The 19,627-nt window shown below is 71.2% G+C and carries 19 protein-coding genes; 10 read left to right on the plus strand and 9 right to left on the minus strand.

Translation table 11 applies throughout. The features are described from left to right. Positions 1-79 precede the first annotated feature (79 nt). The 5 genes from ACFT9I_RS25675 to ACFT9I_RS25695 all read left to right on the plus strand — a co-directional run bounded on the left by ACFT9I_RS25675 (position 80) and on the right by ACFT9I_RS25695 (position 6,048). Positions 80-2,212, plus strand: a complete 2,133-nt coding sequence (locus ACFT9I_RS25675) for an MMPL family transporter (protein ID WP_382567874.1) — start codon at positions 80-82, stop codon at positions 2,210-2,212. 113 nt (positions 2,213-2,325) lie between these two features. Next, entirely contained in the window at positions 2,326-3,684 is a 1,359-nt protein-coding gene (locus tag ACFT9I_RS25680; protein WP_382567876.1) for a sensor histidine kinase, read from the plus strand. Then, the gene (locus ACFT9I_RS25685) at positions 3,681-4,376 is read left to right on the plus strand and encodes a response regulator (RefSeq protein WP_382567878.1); all 696 of its coding nucleotides are present in this window, start codon (positions 3,681-3,683) and stop codon (positions 4,374-4,376) included. Before ACFT9I_RS25680 ends, ACFT9I_RS25685 begins: the two co-directional genes overlap by 4 nt. A 54-nt stretch (positions 4,377-4,430) precedes the next feature. Next, complete coding sequence (gene recO / locus ACFT9I_RS25690) at positions 4,431-5,180, plus strand: DNA repair protein RecO (RefSeq protein WP_382567880.1); 750 nt, start codon at positions 4,431-4,433, stop codon at positions 5,178-5,180. A gap of 13 nt (positions 5,181-5,193) precedes the next feature. Then, positions 5,194-6,048, plus strand: coding sequence for an isoprenyl transferase (locus ACFT9I_RS25695; RefSeq protein ID WP_382567882.1), 855 nt, complete (start codon positions 5,194-5,196; stop codon positions 6,046-6,048). Positions 6,049-6,120: 72 nt separating this feature from the next. Here the strand turns inward: ACFT9I_RS25695 and ACFT9I_RS25700 are convergent, their stop codons facing one another. The 4 genes from ACFT9I_RS25700 to ACFT9I_RS25715 all read right to left on the minus strand — a co-directional run bounded on the left by ACFT9I_RS25700 (position 6,121) and on the right by ACFT9I_RS25715 (position 9,409). Next, on the minus strand, positions 6,121-6,567 hold the full coding sequence (locus ACFT9I_RS25700) for a Fur family transcriptional regulator (RefSeq protein WP_382567884.1): 447 nt from the start codon (positions 6,565-6,567) through the stop codon (positions 6,121-6,123). A 60-nt stretch (positions 6,568-6,627) separates the two neighbouring features. Continuing rightward, positions 6,628-7,539, minus strand: coding sequence for a metal ABC transporter permease (locus ACFT9I_RS25705; protein ID WP_382567885.1), 912 nt, complete (start codon positions 7,537-7,539; stop codon positions 6,628-6,630). 2 nt (positions 7,540-7,541) lie between these two features. Continuing rightward, positions 7,542-8,345 carry a metal ABC transporter ATP-binding protein gene (locus ACFT9I_RS25710; RefSeq protein ID WP_382567965.1) on the minus strand — a complete coding sequence of 268 codons (804 nt, stop codon included), beginning with the start codon at positions 8,343-8,345 and terminating at the stop codon, positions 7,542-7,544. Between the two features lie 62 nt (positions 8,346-8,407). Continuing rightward, positions 8,408-9,409, minus strand: a complete 1,002-nt coding sequence (locus tag ACFT9I_RS25715; protein ID WP_382567887.1) for a metal ABC transporter substrate-binding protein — start codon at positions 9,407-9,409, stop codon at positions 8,408-8,410. A gap of 141 nt (positions 9,410-9,550) precedes the next feature. On the opposite strand from ACFT9I_RS25715, the gene ACFT9I_RS25720 reads away from it, so the two are divergent. From ACFT9I_RS25720 to ACFT9I_RS25730, 3 genes are all read left to right on the plus strand, one after another. Beyond that, positions 9,551-10,933 carry a glycine--tRNA ligase gene (locus ACFT9I_RS25720; protein ID WP_382567889.1) on the plus strand — a complete coding sequence of 461 codons (1,383 nt, stop codon included), beginning with the start codon at positions 9,551-9,553 and terminating at the stop codon, positions 10,931-10,933. 146 nt (positions 10,934-11,079) lie between these two features. Further along, positions 11,080-11,295, plus strand: a complete 216-nt coding sequence (locus tag ACFT9I_RS25725) for a hypothetical protein (RefSeq protein ID WP_382567891.1) — start codon at positions 11,080-11,082, stop codon at positions 11,293-11,295. Between the two features lie 175 nt (positions 11,296-11,470). After that, positions 11,471-11,725 (plus strand): DUF6243 family protein, encoded by a 255-nt coding sequence (locus ACFT9I_RS25730; protein WP_382567893.1) that lies wholly within the window; start codon positions 11,471-11,473, stop codon positions 11,723-11,725. Positions 11,726-11,798: 73 nt separating this feature from the next. Here the strand turns inward: ACFT9I_RS25730 and ACFT9I_RS25735 are convergent, their stop codons facing one another. Then, positions 11,799-13,175, minus strand: a complete 1,377-nt coding sequence (locus ACFT9I_RS25735; protein ID WP_382567967.1) for an MFS transporter — start codon at positions 13,173-13,175, stop codon at positions 11,799-11,801. Between the two features lie 221 nt (positions 13,176-13,396). Here ACFT9I_RS25735 and ACFT9I_RS25740 point away from each other — a divergent pair, with 221 nt between their 5' ends. Further along, positions 13,397-14,251 carry a helix-turn-helix transcriptional regulator gene (locus tag ACFT9I_RS25740; protein ID WP_382567895.1) on the plus strand — a complete coding sequence of 285 codons (855 nt, stop codon included), beginning with the start codon at positions 13,397-13,399 and terminating at the stop codon, positions 14,249-14,251. Positions 14,252-14,282: 31 nt separating this feature from the next. On the opposite strand, the gene ACFT9I_RS25745 is transcribed toward ACFT9I_RS25740, so the two are convergent. From ACFT9I_RS25745 to ACFT9I_RS25760, 4 genes are all read right to left on the minus strand, one after another. Next, positions 14,283-14,753 carry a MarR family winged helix-turn-helix transcriptional regulator gene (locus ACFT9I_RS25745; RefSeq protein ID WP_382567897.1) on the minus strand — a complete coding sequence of 157 codons (471 nt, stop codon included), beginning with the start codon at positions 14,751-14,753 and terminating at the stop codon, positions 14,283-14,285. A gap of 10 nt (positions 14,754-14,763) precedes the next feature. Next, complete coding sequence (locus ACFT9I_RS25750) at positions 14,764-16,071, minus strand: MFS transporter (RefSeq protein WP_382567899.1); 1,308 nt, start codon at positions 16,069-16,071, stop codon at positions 14,764-14,766. Beyond that, entirely contained in the window at positions 16,068-16,691 is a 624-nt protein-coding gene (locus tag ACFT9I_RS25755) for an ArsR/SmtB family transcription factor (RefSeq protein ID WP_382567900.1), read from the minus strand. Before ACFT9I_RS25755 ends, ACFT9I_RS25750 begins: the two co-directional genes overlap by 4 nt. A 101-nt stretch (positions 16,692-16,792) precedes the next feature. Beyond that, the gene (locus ACFT9I_RS25760) at positions 16,793-18,235 is read right to left on the minus strand and encodes an MFS transporter (protein ID WP_382567969.1); all 1,443 of its coding nucleotides are present in this window, start codon (positions 18,233-18,235) and stop codon (positions 16,793-16,795) included. A gap of 142 nt (positions 18,236-18,377) precedes the next feature. Here ACFT9I_RS25760 and dusB point away from each other — a divergent pair, with 142 nt between their 5' ends. Further along, positions 18,378-19,556 (plus strand): tRNA dihydrouridine synthase DusB, encoded by a 1,179-nt coding sequence (dusB, locus tag ACFT9I_RS25765; RefSeq protein WP_382567902.1) that lies wholly within the window; start codon positions 18,378-18,380, stop codon positions 19,554-19,556. Positions 19,557-19,627: the final 71 nt, after the last annotated feature.

Genomic DNA, 19,627 nt, shown 5'->3' on the forward strand with positions numbered 1-19,627 from the left:
TCACGCGCGATGACTTCGGCGCTCCCTTCCGCGAGGCTGGAACCAGACTCTGACCGGCTGTGCAGAAGGGGGGCCCGCGATGGGGTCCGAGAACAAACGCAGACGTCTGCTGCCCTGGGCGGTGGTCGGGCTGTGGGTGATCGTGATCGCCGTGGCCGCCCTGTTCGCCGGGAAACTCAGCGACGTACAGCGTGACGAAGCCGTCGACTACCTCCCGGCGAGCGCCGACTCCACCCACGTGGAGAAGGTCCGGCAGGAGCTGCCCGGCGGCCGGACGACGGATCTGATCGTCGTCTACCACCGCGACGGCGGGCTCACCGCCGCCGACCGGACGACCGCCGAGGAGCAGCTGACCCGGATCGCGGCCGAGCAGAAGCTCACCGCCCCGCCCAAGGGCATCCCGTCGAAGGACGGCACAGCCCTGATGTACCCGATCGCGAGCGCCGTCCCCGACGGGCCGGGCGTCGACACGGAGGCCGCGCAGATGGCCTTCGTCGAGGACGTACGGGCCGTCACCACGGGCGACGGCGCCGAGAGGAACGGCCTCGACATCGAGGTGGGCGGAGCCGGCGCGCTCCAGTCCGACATGGAGGCCGTCTTCGAGTCCATCGACGGCACCCTGATGATCGCGACCGTGCTGGTCGTCGCGGTCCTGCTGATCCTCACCTACCGCAGCCCGTTCCTGTGGATCGTGCCGCTGTTCGTCGTCGGCGCCGCCGCCGTCGGCTCCATGGCGGTCGTCTACGGGCTGGTGCAGGCGTTCGACGTGGTCGTGACCAGCCAGAGCGCGGCCATCATGACGGTGCTCGTGTTCGGCGCCGGCACGGACTACGCGCTGCTGCTCGTCGCCCGCTACCGGGAGGAGCTGCGCCGCGTACCCCACCCGTACGACGCCATGCGCACCGCGCTGCGCACCTGCGGCCCCGCCGTCATCGCCTCGTCCGGCACCGTCGCCGCCGGTCTGCTGTGCCTGCTGGCGGCCGACCTCAACAGCAGCAGCGGCATGGGACCGATCGCCGCCGTCGGCGTCGTGTGCGCGCTCATCGCGATGCTCACACTGCTCCCCGCCGTCTTGGTGCTCCTCGGCCGCCGCGTCTTCTGGCCGCTGATCCCCGCCCACGGCGGTGAGGTCAAGCAGCGCCGCTCCTTCTTCGCCGCCATGGGCACATCGGCCGCCCGCAGGCCGGTCGCCGTGCTCGCCACCGGACTGGTGGTGCTCGGCGCCCTCGCCCTCGGCGTGCTGAACCTGCCCGGCCCCGTGAAGCAGGAGGACAGCTTCATAGACCGGCCCGAGTCGGTCACCGCCATGGCGCGCCTGGCCGACGCCTACCCGGAGCAGAGCGCCCAGCCCATCAGCGTCATGGCGCCGACCGGCCGGGCCGACGCGGCGCTCGGCACCGCCCGCACGGTCCCCGGCGTCGCCGACGCCGAACGGGGCCGCAGCGGCGGCGGCTGGACCGAGATCGCGGTCTTCGCGAAGGACGCGCCCGAGTCGGCGGGGGAGACCGCCACCATCGAACGGCTGCGGTCCACCCTCGGCGACGAGACCTATGTCGGCGGGCCCAGCGCACAGCAGATAGACCTCGCCGACACCAACAGGAGCGACCGGCTGTATGTCATACCGCTCGTCGTCATCGCCGTCCTGCTGATCCTCGTGGCCCTGCTGCGCAGCCTCGTCGCACCGCTGATGCTGGTGTTCGCCGTCGTGGTCGTGTGGGGCGCGTCGATGGGCATCGGCGGGCTGGTCTTCGAACCGCTGCTGGGCTTCGCCGGGGTCGATCCGGGGCTCGCGCTGCTCTCGTTCGTCTTCCTCGTCGCGCTCGGCGTCGACTACGGCATCTTCCTCATGCACCGGATGCGGGAGGAGGCCCTGAAGGGGGCCGAGCCCGAGGCCGCCGCCCTGACCGCGCTGCGCACCACGGGCGGCGTGATCGCCTCGGCCGGTGTCGTACTCGCCGCGACCTTCGGTGTCCTGGCCAGCCTGCCGCTGGTGATGCTCGCCGAGATGGGCATCCTCGTCGCCGTGGGCGTCCTGCTGGACACCTTCCTGGTGCGTACGTATCTGGTGACGAGCGCGAGCGTGCTGCTCGGCCGCAAGGTCTGGTGGCCGGGAGCGCTGTCCAGGCCGCCGGCCGCGCCGGTGCCCGCGGGGGAACGGGGCGACGGTGAACAGGACGACCGGGAGCGGGAGTCGGTCGGCACGGGAGTCTGAGCGACGGTGAGTCCGGAGGGGCGGTACGGCTCCGAGGGCGAGGGAGCCGCACCGCACCGGGCGCCGCCCACGCGGCCGTTCCGCGCCGGAGCGCGACGAGAGAGGATGAGCCCGTGTCAGAGACCTCCAGCAGAGGACCGCGCGCCGAACGCGTCTTCGCGGTGCTCAACCGCGACCCGCTCGACGCACCGCACCAACTGCGCACCGACCTGGTGGTCGCAGGGGTCGCCGGCGCGCTGAGCGTCCTGCTCGCCTTCGTCGTGACCGACGGCAAGCGCCTCGACGCGCTCGGCTGGGCGCTGATGGCCGCTGTCGTCACGCCCCTGATCTGGCGCCGGCGCCACCCCGTGGCCGTCCTGGTGGTCATGGTGGCCCTCGTCGCCCCGTACCACGCGCTGGACTACCCGCACGCCGCGACCACCCCGGCCACCATGGTCGCCCTCTACACCCTCGCCGTCACCGGCCCGCCGCTGCGCGCCGCGCTGCTCGGTGTCGGCATCGTCTGTCTCACGCTCACGGTGATGCTGGTCATCAACACCGACCGGGGCGTGGAGATGCTCCGCACGTCCGGCTGGATCATCGCGGTCGTCGTCATCGGCATGGACGTACGCGTCTACCGCAAGTACATCGCGGCGGTCGTGGAACGCGCCGAACGGGCCGAACGGACCCGCGAGGAGGAGGCGGCCCGGCGCGTCGCCGAGGAACGCCTGCGGATCGCCCGGGACCTGCACGACCTGCTGGCCCACAGCATCACGCTCATCGGCGTACAGACGTCGGTGGCGTCGCACGTCCTGACCGTCGACCCCGACCGGCTGGACCGGGCCGCGATCACACAGGCGCTCGACGGCATCTCGGACACCTGCCGCGAGGCGCGCTCCGAACTGCGCACCACGCTGGAGGTGCTGCGCGCCGGGACGGCCGAGGGCGAGGAGGGGGCCTGGGGCGGGGCCCTGCCCGATCTGGCGGCGCTGTCGGGCCTGGTGGCGGCCGCGCGGACGGCGGGCGCGGAGACGATGCTCACGGTGCGGACGGAGGGCGTACGCGTACCGCCGGTGGCCGAGGCCGCCGCGTACCGGATCGTGCAGGAATCGCTCACCAACGCCGTACGGCACGCGGGCCCCGCCCCACGGGTGCGGGTGCTGGTGGAGACGTGCGACAGCGCCCTGCACGTCACCGTGACCGACAACGGGGGCGCGCTCGGCGGCAGGGAGCCACCCGCCGAACGCGGCTACGGCATCGTCGGCATGCGCGAGCGGGCCCGCAGCGTCGGGGGCACGCTCGACGCGGGGCCCTACGACGACGGCTTCCGGGTGGCCGCCGTCCTGCCGCTGCGGGAGCACGGTGAACGGGCGGAAGGCGAACAGGCGGAAGGTCAACGGGCCGACGGGGAGCGGACGGGTGACCGGCCGACAGGCGGCGAACCGGCCGGTCCGGCCGAACCGGGCGGCGACCGGCGGGAGTCCGTCGCATGATCCGTGTCCTGCTCGCCGACGACCAGCGCCTCGTCCGGGCCGCCTTCGCGATGCTCGTCGAGTCCGCCGCCGACATGGAGGTCGTGGGCCAGGCCGGCACCGGCCGGGAAGCCGTCGAACTGGCCCGTTCCGCACGCGCCGACCTCGTCGTCATGGACATCCGGATGCCCGACATGGACGGCATCGAGGCGACCCGGCTGATCGCCGCCGACGACGACCTCGCCGGTGTCAAGGTGCTGGTCCTCACCACGTACGACACCGACGACCATGTCGTGGAGGCGCTGCGCGCCGGGGCGTCCGGCTTCCTCGTGAAGGACACCAGACCGGCCGAACTCCTCACCGCCATCAGGACGGTGGCGGCCGGCGACTCCCTGCTCTCCCCGGGCCCGACGGCACGGCTGATCGCCCGCGTACTGAGCGCCCGCAGCCGGATCCCGGAGGCGGTGACGGCCGGTGGCCCCGAATGCCTCTCGGTCCGCGAACGGCAGGTGCTCGCCCTCGTCGCGCGCGGCCTCACCAACACGGAGATCGCGGACATGCTCCGGCTCAGCCCGCTGACCGCCAAGACGCATGTGAGCCGCATCATGGGCAAGCTGCGGGCACGGGACCGGGCGCAACTGGTGATCATCGCCTACGAGTCGGGGCTGGTGACCCCCGGTGATCCGCCGCTCACGGCCGCGGCCCCCGGCTGACCCGGAACCGGGGCGGCAGCCCCGCGCACCCTCCCGGTGCGGGAGAATGGCGCCATGAGCCTGTTCCGCGACGACGGCATCGTGCTGCGCACCCAGAAGCTGGGTGAGGCGGACCGCATCATCACGTTCCTCACCCGTGGGCACGGCCGCGTCCGGGCAGTCGCGCGCGGAGTGCGCCGTACGAAGTCCAAGTTCGGTGCCAGGCTCGAACCGTTCTCCCATGTCGACGTGCAGTTCTTCGCACGCGGCAGCGAGCTTGTCGGACGCGGGCTGCCGCTCTGTACGCAGAGCGAGACCATCGCCCCGTACGGCGGCGCGATCGTCACCGACTACCCCCGCTACACGGCCGGTACGGCCATGCTGGAGACCGCCGAGCGGTTCACCGACCACGAGGGCGAACCCGCGGTCCAGCAGTATCTGCTCCTCGTCGGCGGACTGCGTACGCTCTCGCGCGGGGAGCACGCCCCGCATCTGATCCTCGACGCCTTCCTGCTGCGCTCCCTCGCGGTCAACGGCTACGCGCCGAGCTTCGACGACTGCGCGAAGTGCGGTCTCGACGGCCCGAACCGGTTCTTCTCGGTCGCGGCGGGCGGGGTCATATGCGGTGACTGCCGGGTGCCGGGCAGCGTCGTACCGTCGTCGGAGGCGGTCGGACTGCTCAGCGCGCTGCTGACCGGGGACTGGGGGACGGCGGACGCGTGCGAGGCTCGTCATGTCCGGGAGGGCAGCGGGCTGGTGTCCGCGTATCTGCACTGGCATCTGGAGCGCGGTCTGCGCTCACTCAGATATGTAGAGAAGAATTAGGAGACACGAGCGCATGGCACGACGCGGAATCCTGGGCCGGCCCCGCCGCGAGTACAAGGTCCCCGAGCCGCACCCCTCCGGTGCGGTCCCGCCGAAGATCCCCGGCGAGCTGGTGCCCAAGCATGTCGCGTGCGTCATGGACGGCAACGGCCGCTGGGCCAAGGAGCGCGGTCTGCCGCGCACCGAGGGCCACAAGGTCGGCGAGGGCGTCGTGCTGGACGTGCTCAAGGGCTGTCTGGAGATGGGCGTCAAGAACCTGTCCCTGTACGCCTTCTCCACCGAGAACTGGAAGCGCACGCCCGACGAGGTGCGCTTCCTGATGAACTTCAACCGCGATGTCATCCGGCGCCGCCGCGACGAGATGAACGAACTCGGCATCCGGATCCGCTGGGTCGGCCGGATGCCCAAGATGTGGAAGTCGGTCGTCCAGGAGCTGCAGGTCGCGCAGGAGCAGACCGTCGACAACGACGCCATGACGCTCTACTTCTGCGTCAACTACGGTGGCCGCGCGGAGATCGCGGACGCGGCGCGGGCGCTCGCGGAGGACGTGGCGTCGGGCAAGCTCGACCCGTCCAAGGTCAACGAGAAGACCTTCGCCAAGTATCTGTACTACCCGGACATGCCGGACGTCGATCTCTTTCTGCGGCCGAGCGGTGAGCAGCGCACGTCCAACTACCTGATCTGGCAGAGCAGTTACGCCGAGATGGTCTTCCAGGACGTGCTCTGGCCGGACTTCGACCGACGGGACCTGTGGCGGGCCTGTCTGGAATTCGCCCACCGGGACCGCCGCTTCGGCGGAGCGCTGCCCAACCAGTCCGACAAGTCGGGCGAGTTGAGCGAGCAGAACCACCCGGGCGAGGGCGTGTAACGCGAGGGCGCTTGACCCGCAGCGCGGTGTACGGGGCGGGGCGCCCGGAGGGGCGGCCCCGCACCGGTCACATCACCGGCCGGACAGACCGCTGCTCGCGGCGCACTCCGCGCAGGTGCCGAAGACCTCCACCGTGTGGGCCACGGCCACGAAGCCGTGCTGGGCGGCGATCGTCTCGGCCCACTGCTCGACGGCCGGGCCCTCGACCTCGACGGCCTTGCCGCACACCCGGCACACCAGATGGTGGTGGTGATCACCGGTCGAGCAGCGTCGGTAGACGGACTCCCCGTCGTTGGTGCGCAGCACATCGACATCGCCCGCGTCGGCGAGCGACTGGAGCGTGCGGTAGACCGTTGTCAGACCGACGGAGTCGCCGCGGTGCTTCAACATGTCGTGCAGCTCCTGCGCGCTGCGGAACTCGTCCACCTCGTCCAGCGCGGCGGCCACCGCGGCACGCTGCCGGGTCGATCGGCCGCGTACAGGGGCAGTGCTCGCCCCACCGCCAGGCGCAGTCGTCACGGGTGCCTCCAATACTTCTGCCCGAATCGCTTGTCTGTCGGGCCATTCTGCCAGCTCGCGTCAGACCGTGGCCTCGTCCGACGGCCCGCGCATGGCGGGAACGGCGGGAGAGTCCGCCGGGTCCTGCACGCATTCGCTCTCCGCCGACCTCATCGCCCGTGCCCGCCGTCTCGCGAGCGGGGTCGCGAGCACGGTCAGTACGAGGAAGACGCCGATGGCCAGCAGGACAATTGTCGCTCCCGGCGGGACGTCCTGGTAGTACGAGGTGACCGTGCCGGCCAGCGTGACCGCCGTACCGATCACCACCGCCAGCACGAAGGTGACGGCGAAGGAGCGGGTGATCTGCTGTGCGGCGGCGACCGGCACCACCATCAGCGCGCTGACCAGCAGCAGGCCCACGACCCGCATCGCGACGGTGACGGTCACGGCGGCCGTGACGGCGACGAGCAGGTTCAGGGCGCGTACCGGCAGCCCGGTGACCCGCGCGAACTCCTCGTCCTGGCTGACGGCGAACAGCTGCCGCCGCAGCCCCACGGTGACCAGCACCACCAGGGCCGCCAGGATCCAGATCGCGTCCAGATCGGCCTCGGAGACGGTGGAGAGCGAGCCGAAGAGATACGAGCTGAGGTTGGCGTTGGAGCCCGTCGGCGAGAGGTTGATCAGCAGGACGCCGCCCGCCATACCGCCGTAGAAGAGCATGGCCAGCGCGATGTCGCCGCGCGTGCGGCCGTACGCCCGGATCAGCTCCATCGCGATGGAGCCGACGATCGCCACGAGCGTCGCCATCCACACCGGGCTGGTGGAGAGCAGGAAGCCCAGGCCGACGCCGGTCATGGCGACATGGCCGATGCCGTCGCCCATCAGTGCCTGGCGCCGCTGGACGAGATAGATGCCGACGGCGGGCGCGATGACGCCGACCAGTACGGCCGCGATCAGGGCCCGCTGCATGAGGGCGGTCTCAAGGATTTCCATGATCAGGTCAGCAGTCCTGTACGGTGCGGCTCGCCGGCCGACGAATGCGGATGGACGTGGTCGTGGCCGGGCAGCGCGTGCTGGCCCAGAGCCTTCGGCGGTGGGCCGTCGTGCATCACGCAGCCGTCGCGCAGCACCACCGCGCGGTCGATCAGCGGCTCCAGCGGCCCCAGTTCGTGCAGGACGAGCAGGACGGTCGTGCCGGCCGCCACCTGGTCACGCAGCGTGGCCGCCAGGATCTCCTGGCTGGCCAGGTCGACGCCCGCCATCGGCTCGTCCATGATCAGCAGTTCGGGTTCGGCGGCGAGGGCGCGCGCGATGAGCACGCGCTGGTGCTGGCCGCCGGAGAGCGCGCCGACCGCGTCCTTCGCCCGGTCCGCCAGACCGACCAGCTCGATGGCGCGCTGAACGGCCGCCCGGTCGGCCTTGGAGGGCCACCGCAGCAGCCCGGTGCGCGCCAGCCGCCCCGAGGCCACGACCTCGCGGACGGTCGCGGGGACGCCGCTCGCGGCCGTGGTGCGCTGCGGCACGTAGCCGACGCGCGCCCAGTCGCGGAAGCGCCGCAGCGGGGTGCCGAAGAGGGTCACCTCGCCGCTGGTGAGGGGGACTTGGCCGATCACGGAGCGTACGGCCGTGGACTTGCCCGAGCCGTTGGCGCCGAGCAGCGCCACGACCTCGCCGCGCCGCAGGGTGAGGTCGATGCCGCGCAGTACGGGGCGGGAGCCGAGCGTGGCGGTGGCGCCACGCAGCGACAGAACGGTGGGTGCGGGTACGGGTGGGGGCGCGGCGGCGTCCTGCTCGGCCACCTCTGTCTGCCCGGTGTGCGTTGTCGCCACGTCCCGTCCCTCCGTTGCCGCTGTCAGCTGGTTCACTTCGCGCCGAGGGCTTTCTCCAGCGCGGCGAGGTTGGACTTCATGACCTCGACGTAGTCAGCGCCCTTGGACTTCTCTGTGATTCCCTCCAGGGGGTCCAGGACATCTGTCCGCAGACCGCTGTCGGCGGCGACGGTCTTGGCCGTCCTGTCGCTGACGAGCGTTTCGAAGAAGACCGTGCCGACCTTGTCCTCGGCCGCGATGGAGCGCAGCTCCTTGATCCGTGCCGGGCTGGGCTCGGACTCGGGGGAGATGCCCGAGATGGACTCCTGCGTGAGGCCGTAGCGCTCGGCGAGATAGCCGAAGGCCGAGTGCGTGGTGATGAAGGTCTTGGTGTCGGTGTCGGCGAGGCCCTGCTTGAAGGCGGTGTCGAGGGTGGTGAGCCGCTCGACCAGGGCGGTGGTGTTCTTCCGGTACGCGGCGGCGTTGTCCGGGTCGGCCTTCTCCAGGGAGGCGCCGACGCCCTTGGCGACCTCGGCGTACTTCACGGGGTCGAGCCAGATGTGCGGGTCGGTGCCGGCCTCGCCCTCGTGGGCGTGGTCCTCCTCCTCGGCGTGCTCCTCGCCCGCGTGCTCCTCGTCGCCGTGCGCGTGGCCGACCTCCGAGCCGTGCTTCTCCAGCGTGGTGAGGGAGGCGGCGTCGACGGTGTCCGGTACGCCGGCGGCGGTGATGGCCTCGTCGACGGCGGGCTGCAGGCCCTTGAGGTAGAGGATGTAGTCGGCCTCGCCGAGCTGGGCGGCCTGCCGGGTCCCCAGCTCCAGCTCGTGCGGTTCGACGCCCGGCTTGGTGAGCGTGGAGACGTCGACGTGCGTCCCGCCTATCTCCTCGGCCAGATACTGCATGGGGTAGAACGACGCGACCACCGCGAGCTTGCCCCCGCCCTTCCCGCCCGCGCCGCCGTCGGCCGCGTCGGAGGGGGAGCACGCGGACAGCGCGACCAGGCCGAGGGTGACGGATCCGGCGAGCGCGGCGGTGGGTATGAGGCGTCGTACGTTCATGACAGTCATTTTCAACAAAAGTGGAAACGATTGTCAACAAGGGGTGGTGAGGGCCACTGCGGGACACCGATTTGATACAGGGGGTGCGCCCGCCGCTAATCTGAAGCATTCGCCGTTCGCCGTCGTAATGAAGAGAGCACCGTGGCCGCCGACAAGATCGACAGCATCGTCAACCTGAGCAAGCGCCGTGGCTTCGTCTATCCGAGCAGTGAGATCTACGGCGGCCAGAAGGCCGCCTGGGACTACGGGCCGCTCGGGGTCGAGCTGAAGGAGAACATCAAGCGCCAGTGGTGGCGTTACATGGTCACCTCGCGCGAGGACGTTGTCGGTCTCGACTCGTCGGTGATCCTGGCCACCGAGGTCTGGGAGGCCTCGGGCCATGTCGCCACGTTCACCGACCCCCTCACCGAGTGCACCTCCTGTCACAAGCGTTACCGCGCCGACCACTTGGAGGAGGCGTACGAGGAGAAGCACGGCAAGCCCCCGGCCAACGGCCTCAAGGACCTCAACTGCCCCAACTGCGGCAACAAGGGCACCTTCACCGAGCCCAAGTCCTTCTCCGGGCTGCTCTCCACCCACCTCGGCCCGACGCAGGACACCGGCTCCGTCGCGTATCTGCGCCCCGAGACCGCCCAGGGCATCTTCACCAACTTCGCCCAGGTGCAGGTGTCGTCGCGCAAGAAGCCGCCGTTCGGCATCGCGCAGATGGGCAAGTCCTTCCGTAACGAGATCACGCCCGGCAACTTCATCTTCCGCACGCGCGAGTTCGAGCAGATGGAGATGGAGTTCTTCGTCAAGCCCGGCGAGGACGAGACGTGGCAGGACTACTGGATGGAGCAGCGCTGGAACTGGTACCGGGACCTGGGCATGCGCGAGGAGAACATGCGCTGGTTCGAGCACCCGAAGGAGAAGCTCTCCCACTACTCCAAGCGCACCGCCGACATCGAGTACCGCTTCAGCTTCGGCGGCTCGGAGTGGGGCGAACTCGAAGGCGTCGCGAACCGCACCGACTTCGACCTCACCGCGCACTCCAAGGCGTCGGGCCACGACCTGACGTACTTCGACCAGGAGGCCGGTGAGCGCTGGACGCCGTACGTCATCGAGCCCGCCGCCGGTGTCGGCCGCGCGATGCTGGCCTTCCTCCTCGACGCGTACAACGAGGACGAGGCGCCGAACGCGAAGGGCGTGCTGGAGAAGCGCACCGTGATGCGGCTCGACCCGCGTCTGGCGCCGGTGAAGGCCGCGGTGCTGCCGCTGTCGCGCAACCCGCAGCTGTCGCCGAAGGCGAAGGGGCTCTCGGCCGACCTGCGGAAGAACTGGAACATCGAGTTCGACGACGCGGGCGCGATCGGCCGGCGTTACCGCAGGCAGGACGAGATCGGTACGCCGTTCTGCGTCACCGTCGACTTCGACACCCTCGACGACGACGCGGTGACGGTGCGCGAGCGCGACACCATGAAGCAGGAGCGCGTCTCGCTGAGCCAGATCCAGGGTTACCTGGGTGAGCGGCTGCTCGGCTGCTGACGGCGGTCGTCGGTCGCGTTCGCTGATCACAGCCGCTCATCCCAGCCGCTGATTACGTTCGTGGCTCGAAGCCCCCGGTTCCATGACGGAGCCGGGGGCTTCGTCGCACACTGCTCAGTGGCCGCATTCGTCAACAGGAGGCACTCATGCCGCCCACGACCAGCAGCAAAGTAAGCCGATGGGACCAGCACGGCCGCGAGCATGTCGTCCATGTCCAGAAGGCGGGCATGCAGCGGTCGTTGACCTGCGACACCTGCGGCTGGAGCAAGAACGCGCAGTTCCTGCCGTGGCTCAAGGCGGAGGAACATCTCACCGAGGCGCATCAGGCGACCGTGGATCCGACGGCGACCGGCAACGGCTGAGAGCCGTCGCGCGGGGCCGTGGGGCCGGGAAAATGAGGTGACGGGCGCCACCCGCCCGGTGGTAGCGTCTTGGGCATGTTCTTCCAGATCTACGAGTGAGAACGCGGCGGTCACGGTCCGCCTCTCACCAGACGCATCCGCAGATCACTTCGCCTTCACCAAATCGGGAGAACCCGTGGCAAAAAGCCGGAACAACCTTCTCGGCGTGGGCGGACAGCGTAAGAAGCTGTCCCGCGCCGACCAGCAGGGCAACGGCCCCAGCCGGAACGCCGACCGCAAGGTCGCCGAGGACAAGAAGCAGGAACTCGTGCGGAAGATGCGCGAGCGGGCGACCGGTACGGAGTCCGAGGAAGGCACCGAGGACGCGACGGACACCACCGACGCGAACGGCGCGGCCGATGTGACCGACGGGCCCGCCGCCCAGTCCTGACCCCGCCCTACCGCTTCAGCGTGACGACGGCCCGGATCACCCCTGTGATCCGGGCCGTCGTTCGTGTGCGTCGCTACTTCACCTCGCGCGGCAGCCGCAGACTCAGCAGCCCCGTCAGGACGATGGCCGCCAACTGCACCAGCAGCGTCACCGTCAGGGCCGTGCCCATCCCCGCGCTGTCCGTCAGGCTCAGGAAGAGCGAGCCCAGCGTCGCCACCCCCAGCGCCAGCGCGGACTGCTGGGCCGTGATCATCACACCGCCGCCCACACCGGCCCGCTCCGGCGGTACGTCGGACAGCACGATCCGGAAGATGACCGGCAGTTGGAGGCCCTGGCCGAAGCCCGCGATCGCGGTACCGGGCAGCAGGTCCAGCGCGCCGATCGACGGCCAGTCGCGCCACACCGTGAACGCCAGCAGCGCGATGCCGACCGCCTGGAGCACCGCGCCCGCCGTCACGACCAGGCTGCCGTGGCGCCGTACCAGCCGCGGCCCGGCCAGCGTGGCGAAGAAGAAGGCCACCGCGCAGGGCACCAGCACCACCCCGGCGGCGACGGCCGTCATACGCAGCCCCTGCTGCATGGCGATGGCGATCACGAACATGAAGCCGCCGAAACCGATCGAGAACGGCAGCACGAGCGCGAGCCCCCGGCGCAGCGAGACCAGCGCGAACAGGCTCGGCGGGACCAGTGGCGTACGGCCCTGCCGGTCGGCGCGCCGCTCCACGGCCAGGAAGGCGAGCGCCGCGACGGGGAAGGCCGCCAGCGACACCCAGGTCCAGGCGGGCCAGCCGGCCGCGCGGCCCTCCGTGAGCGGCGCGAGGAGCGTCATCAGGGCGACGGCGAGCAGCACCGTGCCCGGTACGTCGATGGGCGCGGGCCGCTGGGAGCGGGTCTCCGGCATCGTACGGAAGGCGAGCACCAGTCCCGCGAGGGCGATGGGCACGTTCACCAGGAAGATCGCGCGCCAGCCGCTGCCCGCGATGTCGGCGGCCACCAGCACGCCGCCGAGTATCTGGCCGATGACCATGGAGAGCCCGGCGGTGGCGCCGTACAGGCTGAGCGCCTTCGCGCGCCGGTGCCCCGACGTCGCCGACTGGATGGTGGCCAGCACCTGCGGCAGCATCAGCGCGGCGGCGGCGCCCTGCGCGACGCGGGCGCCGACCAGCGTCCAGGCGTCGGGCGAGAGCCCGCAGGCGAGCGAGGTCAGACCGAAGGCCGCCATGCCCGCCATGAAGAGGCGCCGGCGGCCGAACATGTCGCCGAGCCGGCCGCCGAGGACGAGCAGGACGGCGTAGCTGAGTCCGTAGCCGGCGACCACCAGCTCCAGCAGGGCGGGGCCCGCGTTCAGGTCGTGCTCGATCGTCGGCAGGGCGACGTTGACGATGAAGAAGTCGATCAGCGGGAGCGCGGCACCCAGGAGCACGGTGAACAGGCCGAGCGGGCCCAGCACGGAGCCGTGGTCGTGGACGACGGCCGGTTCGGTGCCGGTGGATACCGAGGTGCCGGTGGCTGCCGAGGTGCCGGTAGGCGGCGCGGTGGATGTGGAGAGAGGTGCGGATGTTCTACTCACCCCACCGAGAATCCTTCAGCCCGGACCCTGGTACCAGAGTGTCTTTATCCTGGTAGCGGAAGTACCTGGTAATGGGCTGAGGTGAGGGAGAGACTGGGGCGATGACCACCGTGGTCCGCGAACCGGACATCCGACGGCACGAGCTCGCGGGCTTCCTGCGCAGCAGGCGCGAGCGCATCACCCCCGAGCAGGTCAGCCTGCCGCGCGGCAGCCGCCGCCGTACCCCGGGCCTGCGCCGCGAGGAGGTCGCGCACCTCTCCGCCGTCGGCGTCACCTGGTACACGTGGCTGGAGCAGGCCCGGGACATCCAGGTGTCCGCCCAGGTGATCGACGCCCTCGCCCGCGCGCTGCTCCTCGACAGGAGCGAGCGCGCGCACCTGTTCGCGCTGGCGGGCGCCGTCGACCCGGCCCCCGGGACGCCCTGCCCCACCATCACGCCCGCCGTGCGGCTGATGCTGGAGCGGCTGGATCCGTTCCCGGCCTGTGTGCAGAACGGGCGGTACGACATCCTGGCCTACAACCGCTCGTACAGCACGCTGATGTGCGACCTCGACGCGCTGCCGCCCGAGGACCGCAACTGTCTCTGGCTCGCCTTCACCAACGAGGAGTGGCAGTCCGCACTCGGCAACCGCGCGGAGACGGTCCGGCTGATGGCGGCCCGGTTCCGCGCCGACATGGCGGAGCACCTGGCCGAGCCCGCCTGGAAGGCGCTGCTCGGACGGCTGCGGGCGGCGTCGCCCGAGTTCTGCGAGATCTGGGAGAGGCACGAGGTCGTCGGCCTGGCCTCCAAGACGAAGAGGTTCGTCAACGCGCGGGTGGGCGCGCTCAGTCTTGAACACACCAACCTGTGGCTGAGTCCGGGCAAGGGCAGCCGCATGGTCTCGTACGTCCCGGTGGACGACGAGTCCCGCGAGCGCCTGGAGCGCCTGCACGAGCTGACGCTCGCCGGGGTCTGAGGCTGGTCCCGGGGGCGGGGGGCCGGGGGCCTCAGTCTTCGGCGCGGGCCTGTTGCCGGTGGTGGTCGAGCACCTTGGCCATGAGCGCGGTCAACCGGTCGCGCTCGTCGGCCGAGAGCGGCGCCAGCAGCGCGTCCTGCGCCTCGTCGAGAGCCTCGCCGGTCCGCCGCAGTGCCGCCTCCCCGTCCGGGGTGAGGGTGATGACGTTACGGCGCCGGTCGGCCGGGTCGGGCGCGCGAACGGCCAGCCCCCCGGCGGCGAGTTCGTTGACGGCGGCCACGACATAACTGCGGTCGATGGCGCACCGGCGCCCCAACTCGGCCTGGCTGGACGGGCCGAACTCGGCGAGGGCCGCCAGCAGCGCGTAGTGGTAGCGCCCCGCACCGGTCGCGTCGAACGCCTCGCCCGTCAGCCGCGCGGCGTGCGTGGCGGTCTGGGTGATGAGCCAGCTCGGGGTGGTACGCAGCCGGGCCGGTGCGCGGTGCGCGTCGGTGGTGTCCATGCCCGGGAGCCTAGTGGCGTGCTCGGACGGCCCCGTAACTGGCGGAAAGGCGCGGGCGGAGCGGCGACGTCGGCAGGTCCCTCGTGCGGCCGATCGGGGAGAAGAGCAGGATCAGCGCGGCGAGCGGCACACCCGCGGTGGTGATCCACATCGCCGTACGGATTCCGAGCACCGTCCCCAGCGTGCCGCCCAGCAGCGCGCCGACCGGGATGGTGCCGTAGTTGAGGAAGGCCGTGCTTGCGGTGAGGCGGCCGAGGAGGTCCGGCGGGCAGTAGCGCTGCTGGAAGCTCGCCTTGATGACGTTGCCCGCCACCACGCCCGCCGCGACGCAGAATCCGCCCGCCACGTAGAACAGCACCCCGGCTCCCCCGACGGTCAGCGGGATGAGCAGCGCGAAGACGGCGAGGCCCAGCTCGAAGACCAGCGTGGCGCGTGCGGTGCCCACCCGCGCCGCGACCCGGCGCGCGACGAACGCCCCGGCCACGCCGCCCGTACCCGCCGCGGCGACGAGTCCGCCGACCGGGCCCGGGTCCAGGCCGACGGTCCGTACCAGGAAGACCACGAGGATCGACTGATACCCCATCAGGGCCAGGTTGGACGCGGCGCCGAAAAGCGTCAGCGTACGGAGCCAGGGGTCCCGCGCGACCAGCCGCAGACCCTCACCGACCTCGGCGGCCAGCGCGCCGCGCGGGCGTGCGGCCCTCGGGACGCGCGGCTCGCGGTGGCGGATGCGCGACAGGCACAGGAGCGATACGAGAAAAGTGGCCGCGTTGGCGAACATCCCGTTCACGGCGCCCGCCAACTGCGCGATCAGACCGCCCGATCCGAGCCCGGCGATCTGCGCGGCGGACGCGCTGCCGTGCAGTTTGGCGTTGCCCTCGGGCTGGTCCTCGGGGGCCAGGATGGTGGGGAGATAGGCGGTGTACGCGGTCTGGAAGAAGACCGCCGACGTGCCCGTCAGCAGCGCGACGCCCACCAGCAGACCGACGCTCAGCAGCCCGGCCCACGCGGCGAGCGGGACGGCGGCGAACAGCACCAGCGAGACCGCCGCCGCGGCAAGCATGATCGGCCTGTGCCGGGTCCGGTCCACCCAGGCGCCGACCGGCAGGCCGATGACCAGCCAGGGAGCCCAGGTCGCGGCGGTCAGCAGACCGACCTCGAACGTGCCCGCGTCCAGGGTGGAGACGGCGATCAGCGGCATCGAGACCCCGGTCACGGACGTACCGAACTTGCCGGCGGTCTCGCCCAGCCACAGCAGCCGGAAGTCGTGGTGGCGGCGCAGCAGACCGCCGCGTATCGCGCCTGTTCCGGGCTTCACCGGGTGTCACGGCGCTTGCGGGGGAAGGACTGGAGCTGTACGACGACGGGCAGGGCCTCGGGGTCGTCCGTAGCCGTGTTTGCGCCGTCGGTGGGGGCGGGTGTGTGGCGGGCGATGACCGCCATCAACTCGGCGTTCAGGGCGCGCAGTTGATCCGGTGTCAGACGCAGATCGTGCCAGTCCGAGATGGTGCCGGAGGCCCGCCAGCCGTCGTCCCAGTCCTCGTTCAGATAGTCCGTGACCCGGCTGAAGTACTGGCCCACCAGCTCGTGGAGATAGACGGAGAGCGCGCCCCGGGTGCTGGGATCGTCGCGGAAGTCCGCGGTGTTCAGCTCGTTCGGGACGCCGGTCCTGCGCCACCAGCGCTCGCGCTTCGTGCCGCGTCCGGTCTCCTCCTCGATGAAGCCGTGCTCGGCGAGATGACGCAGATGCCAGCTGACGGTGCCGGTGTTCTCGCCGAGGCGTTCGGCGAGGCCGGTGGCGGTGGCGGGTCCGTCGAGGCTGAGCAGTTCGAGGATGTTCATCCGCAGGGGGTGGGCGAGCCCGCGCAGGCTGCGGGCGTCGATACGGCGGGTGGGCCGGGCGGGCGGCGGCGAGGAGGGCTCGGGTTCGTCGGGCATGGCGGCATCGTATGTTGCAGAGGCTCCTCTGCATAGGAGTATCTGCAGAGGAGCCTCTGGAACATGGAGAGGCGGGGGTACGGGGCGCCCTGCCCCGCCCCTCAGGACATGGAGCCCGGCGAGCCCGGCACCCCCGCCGGATCCAGCCGTTCCGCGTTACGGCGCGCCGTACCCAGCGCCCACTCCCCGCTGGTCAGCGCGCCGACCCCCAGCACGGACACACCGAGCCCGGTGATGATCCACCACGCGGGGCGGCTCGCGTCCGCGAAGGCCGCGTTGTCGATGGCGCCCCGGCGCGTGACCGCCGACGCCGCGCCGGCCGCCAGCACCGCCCCGATCACGGCGACGCCCAGCGTCGTCCCGATCTGCCGGCTCGTCGACGCGACCGCGGCGGCCACCCCCGACTGGGACAGCGGCATGCCGGACACCGCCGTGTTGGTGATCGGGGCGTTCACCATGCCGAAGCCGATACCGAACAGCACATAGCCCGTGAAGAGCAGCCCCAGGTGTGTCTCCGCCTTGAGGACCGCGAACATCAGCCCGCTCGCCGCGAGGGCCGTGCCCGCGATCAGCAGCGGGAGGCGCGCCCCGTACGAGCCGACGAGCCGCCCCGACAGGGGTGCGCAGACGAAGGCGAGCGCCGCCATCGGCAGCATGTAGAGACCGGCGTCCAGGGCGGAGAGATTCCGGACGTTCTGCAGGTAGAGCGTGTTCATGAACAGGAAGCCGCCGAGCGCGCCGAACGCGCACACGGCGATGACCGTCGCCCCGCTGAACGGCGCGCTGCGGAAGAAGCGCAGATCGATCAACGGCTCGTCGCGCCTCGGCTCGTACAGGATCAGCCCCGTCAGCGCGCACACCGCGACCCCGGCGAAGCCCAGGATCAGCGGTGACGTCCAGCCGGCGGTCGGCGCCTCGATGATCGCGTACGTCACCGCGCCGAGGGTGGCCATGACCAGCAACTGGCCGACGGGGTCGGGTCGGCGCGGCTTGGCGGCGCGCGACTCGGGGACGTAGCGCCAGGTGAGGATGAACGCCGTGATCCCGACCGGCACATTGATCAGGAAGATCGCGCGCCAGCCGACCGTCTCCACCAGCAGCCCGCCGATGAGCGGCCCCGCCGCCATCGAGATACCGACGACCCCGCCCCAGATCCCGATCGCACGGGCGCGCTCACGCCGCTCGGTGAAGACGTTGGTGATGATCGACATCGCGACGGGGTTGAGCATCGAGCCGCCGACGGCCTGCACCATCCGGAACGCGACCAGCGACTCCAGATTCGGTGCGACCGAGCACAGCGCCGAGCCGAGAGTGAAGACCACCAGCCCGGTCTTGAAGACCCGCCGTCTGCCGATGCGGTCGGCGGTGGAGCCCGCGAGCATCAGCAGCGAGGCGATGACCAGGGTGTACGCGTCGATGGTCCACTGCATACCGGCGACCGTGGTGTGCAGGTCCTTCTCCATGGACGGCAGCGCGACGTTGAGGACCGTGGTGTCGAGGCTGACGATCAGCAGACTCATGCAGCAGGTCCCCAGGATCACCATCCGTCTGCGGGGACCGCACACCTCGGCGGACTCCTGGGACGGGTCCGGCGACGGCTCGGGCGGGGGCTCCGGCGAGGACGTGGGGTGGGGAGCTGGCATGGGGCGATGGTAAGTCCGGCACCCCGGCGGCCCCCCGCCCGCCATGCGCGACAATGGACGGATGACCGCTCCGCTCGCCCCGTCCCCCGCACCGCCCGGCACGCTCGCCGTCGGCCCGTACCCCGTACGCCCGCCCGTGGTGCTCGCGCCGATGGCCGGGATCACCAACGCCCCGTTCCGGACGCTGTGCCGGGAGTTCTCGGGCGGCAAGGGGCTGTTCGTCAGCGAGATGATCACCACGCGGGCGCTGGTCGAGCGCAACGAGAAGACGATGCAGCTCATCCGCTTCGACGCCACCGAGACACCACGCTCGATCCAGCTGTACGGGGTCGACCCGGGCACCGTCGGCAAGGCCGTCCGCATGATCGCGGACGAGGGCCTGGCCGACCACATCGACCTGAACTTCGGCTGCCCCGTCCCCAAGGTCACCCGCAAGGGCGGCGGCTCGGCCCTCCCGTACAAGCGGCCCCTGCTGCGCGCGATCCTGCACGAGGCCGTGTCGAACGCCGGGGATCTGCCGGTCACCATGAAGATGCGCAAGGGCATCGACGACGGCCATCTCACCTACCTGGACGCGGGCCGCATCGCCGTCGAGGAGGGCGTCACGGCGATCGCCCTGCACGGCAGGACGGCCGCCCAGCACTACGGCGGCACGGCCGACTGGGACGCCATCGCCCGCCTCAAGGAACACGTCCCGGAGATCCCCGTCCTCGGCAACGGCGACATCTGGTCGGCGGACGACGCGCTGCGGATGGTCCGCGAGACCGGCTGCGACGGTGTGGTCGTGGGGCGCGGCTGCCTCGGCCGGCCGTGGATCTTCGGCGATCTGGTGGCGGCCTTCGAGGGTACGGGGGAGCTGGCCCGGCCCGCGCTGCGCGAGGTCGCCGGGGTCATGCGGCGGCACGCGGAGCTGCTGGGGGAGTGGATCGGGGACGAGGCGCGCGGGGTGATCGACTTCCGTAAGCACGTGGCCTGGTATCTGAAGGGTTTCTCGGTCGGCTCCGAGATGCGCAAGAAGCTCGCGATCACCTCGTCGCTCGCCGAACTGGACGCGCTGCTGGGGGGGTTGGACCTGGACCAGCCGTGGCCGGACGGCGCCGACGGGCCGCGCGGGCGGACGTCGGGGAACAACCGGGTGGTCCTGCCGGACGGCTGGCTGAAGGACCCGTACGACTGCGCGGGCCTCGGCGCGGACGCGGAACTGGACACGTCGGGCGGCTGAGCCGGGGGCTGAGGGCAAGGGCCAAGGGGGGATCGGCGGTCCCTGGATCGGTGGTGCCTTCATCCGCGCTC

This window comes from Streptomyces sp. NPDC057137, assembly GCF_042670825.1.
GTDB lineage: Bacteria > Actinomycetota > Actinomycetes > Streptomycetales > Streptomycetaceae > Streptomyces.

Bases quoted from the DNA above. Each gene is read 5' to 3' on its own strand.
- ACFT9I_RS25675 (WP_382567874.1), top strand. From the start codon at position 80: ATGGGGTCCGAGAACAAACGCAGACGTCTGCTGCCCTGGGCGGTGGTC.
- ACFT9I_RS25685 (WP_382567878.1), top strand. From the start codon at position 3,681: ATGATCCGTGTCCTGCTCGCCGACGACCAGCGCCTCGTCCGGGCCGCC.
- recO (WP_382567880.1), top strand. From the start codon at position 4,431: ATGAGCCTGTTCCGCGACGACGGCATCGTGCTGCGCACCCAGAAGCTG.
- ACFT9I_RS25695 (WP_382567882.1), top strand. From the start codon at position 5,194: ATGGCACGACGCGGAATCCTGGGCCGGCCCCGCCGCGAGTACAAGGTC.
- ACFT9I_RS25705 (WP_382567885.1), bottom strand. From the start codon at position 7,539: ATGGAAATCCTTGAGACCGCCCTCATGCAGCGGGCCCTGATCGCGGCC.
- ACFT9I_RS25715 (WP_382567887.1), bottom strand. From the start codon at position 9,409: ATGAACGTACGACGCCTCATACCCACCGCCGCGCTCGCCGGATCCGTC.
- ACFT9I_RS25725 (WP_382567891.1), top strand. From the start codon at position 11,080: ATGCCGCCCACGACCAGCAGCAAAGTAAGCCGATGGGACCAGCACGGC.
- ACFT9I_RS25740 (WP_382567895.1), top strand. From the start codon at position 13,397: ATGACCACCGTGGTCCGCGAACCGGACATCCGACGGCACGAGCTCGCG.
- ACFT9I_RS25745 (WP_382567897.1), bottom strand. From the start codon at position 14,753: ATGGACACCACCGACGCGCACCGCGCACCGGCCCGGCTGCGTACCACC.
- ACFT9I_RS25755 (WP_382567900.1), bottom strand. From the start codon at position 16,691: ATGCCCGACGAACCCGAGCCCTCCTCGCCGCCGCCCGCCCGGCCCACC.
- ACFT9I_RS25760 (WP_382567969.1), bottom strand. From the start codon at position 18,235: ATGGTGATCCTGGGGACCTGCTGCATGAGTCTGCTGATCGTCAGCCTC.
- dusB (WP_382567902.1), top strand. From the start codon at position 18,378: ATGCGCGACAATGGACGGATGACCGCTCCGCTCGCCCCGTCCCCCGCA.